Origin of the sequence: Mesorhizobium sp. GbtcB19, from assembly GCF_019091085.1 — a bacterium.
GTDB lineage: Bacteria > Pseudomonadota > Alphaproteobacteria > Rhizobiales > Rhizobiaceae > Mesorhizobium.
Window position 1 is genome coordinate 1 of record NZ_JAGXJY010000050.1, and the last position, 1,804, is coordinate 1,804.

Below are 1,804 nucleotides of genomic sequence, written 5' to 3' on the forward strand. Positions count from 1 at the left end.
CACTCTATTAATTTTGAAGGATTTTCCATATAAATGTCGAATTTTATAACCTTGAATTTATTTAAAAGAAGGGGTGTTTTAATTATGTCTGATAATCAATATTATGTACCCACTTTAAAATGGAAAAGAGGTGAAAGAAGAGCACTAGAAAGAATAGATTCTTCGGAACAACAAAAAATGATTCCTCTAATCGAAATACAACCTGTTCCTTTTGATCATAAAGCAGGTGATTTTAGTAAAACTATTGATGAGCACTTAGAAAATGTGGGAGCTCAATTAAAAGAAGTTTGGCACCAAAATACTCCAGTCTTCATTGATTTATATACATTATACGATAACGAGGATTTTGAAGATGATCTTCTACAAGATGGTCAGCACCCTGTAAAATTTGTGGTAAACTCTATTAATTCATTTGATATCCCTGCAATCCCAGTAACCGGAATTGACAGACCTGAAGAATTCCAAACTGCTGTCCGCTCTGTCAGTCAAAATGGTATTTGCATTCGTTTAACACAAAATGAATTATCAAATTTTCAAAAACTACGAAAAGAGTTAGAAGAACTATTAGCTTTCTTTAATGTTACTCATAATGAGGTAGACATCATATTAGACTACAAGCAAATCTATCCTAATCAAGAAGAATTAATTTATCAACATGTCTTGCTTACAATTGCACAATTCCCATTTCTAACTCAATGGCGTACTTTAACTCTTAGTATGACAAGTTTTCCAAAAAACCTTAATTCAATACCGACTAATTCTAATGGGGAACTTCCTAGAACAGAGTGGAAAATTTATAAAAGAATACATGATTGCGGGTTAGCTAGAATTCCGATTTTTGGAGATTATGGGATTTCACATCCAGATTTTGTAAATCTTGACCCACGGATTATTACAATGGCATCAAAAATTGTGTATAGTTATGATGATTTATATCTAATTTTTAGGGGCGGCAGTGTTAAAAAACATGGTTTTTCTCAATCTGTTCAATTAGCAAAAGATTTAATTTCCCTACCTCAATTTTGTGGAGCTGATTTTTCATTTGGTGATAATTATATCTATGAATGTGCAAATGGTGATGCAAAACCAGGGAATGCTGAAACATGGGTAATGGTTGGAGTAAATCATCACCTTACATTAGTAGCACGTGATCTCTCCAACCTTCGCGCTGTTTCAACTGTAAATTAACTAAATCTTTTAGTTCATTTATTTCAATTGTTTCAGCTAAATGCTCTAAAATAACTCTTTTAGGTTTGCTAAGATACCCTCTCTGCAAGCCTGTCTCTTTAAATATTTCTAGGGCTTCATCTTTCCACAAAACCTGACTAACTGCAAATGGAACAATTATCTTATTAGCTCTTCCTTGCCTTAATTTTTTTAACTTTATTTCTCCATGTCGATTCCGTACAGAGATAATCCCCCACCATTTAGGAACCATTTTTTTCACATGCTCTAAGTAGTCTACTGCCACTACAATTGTAACTCTATCAAATACTTTGTTATAATATTCAATTTGCCTTGGTAATCGTTCTAACGTATCACTTTCACTTTTAATTTCATACCCATGCATAATTCCATTAACCACTGCTACATCAACTCTAGATTGCCCTTGACAGATTCCAAGTTCATTTATAATAATCGTGTCTGAACAATTGACATACTGTTCTTCAAGATATTTAAACAATTCCTCTCTCACATGGTAATCTTTTAATTTTTCCATTTATACCATCCCTTAATTTATTGTTCCGATTAGCATGTTAACATTAAATATATATATATTTCAACATCCCTGCTATAGTTCCTA

Annotated in this window: 2 protein-coding genes; one reads left to right on the forward strand and one right to left on the reverse strand. The window is 32.5% G+C overall.

All coding sequences use genetic code 11. From position 1 onward, the window contains the following. Positions 1-33 precede the first annotated feature (33 nt). Entirely contained in the window at positions 34-1,188 is a 1,155-nt protein-coding gene (locus tag KVT37_RS31455; RefSeq protein WP_139893372.1) for a beta family protein, read from the forward strand. On the opposite strand, the gene KVT37_RS31460 is transcribed toward KVT37_RS31455, so the two are convergent. Beyond that, positions 1,133-1,720, reverse strand: a complete 588-nt coding sequence (locus KVT37_RS31460; RefSeq protein ID WP_217578907.1) for a sce7726 family protein — start codon at positions 1,718-1,720, stop codon at positions 1,133-1,135. The genes KVT37_RS31455 and KVT37_RS31460 overlap by 56 nt on opposite strands. Between the last annotated feature and the right edge of the window lie 84 nt (positions 1,721-1,804).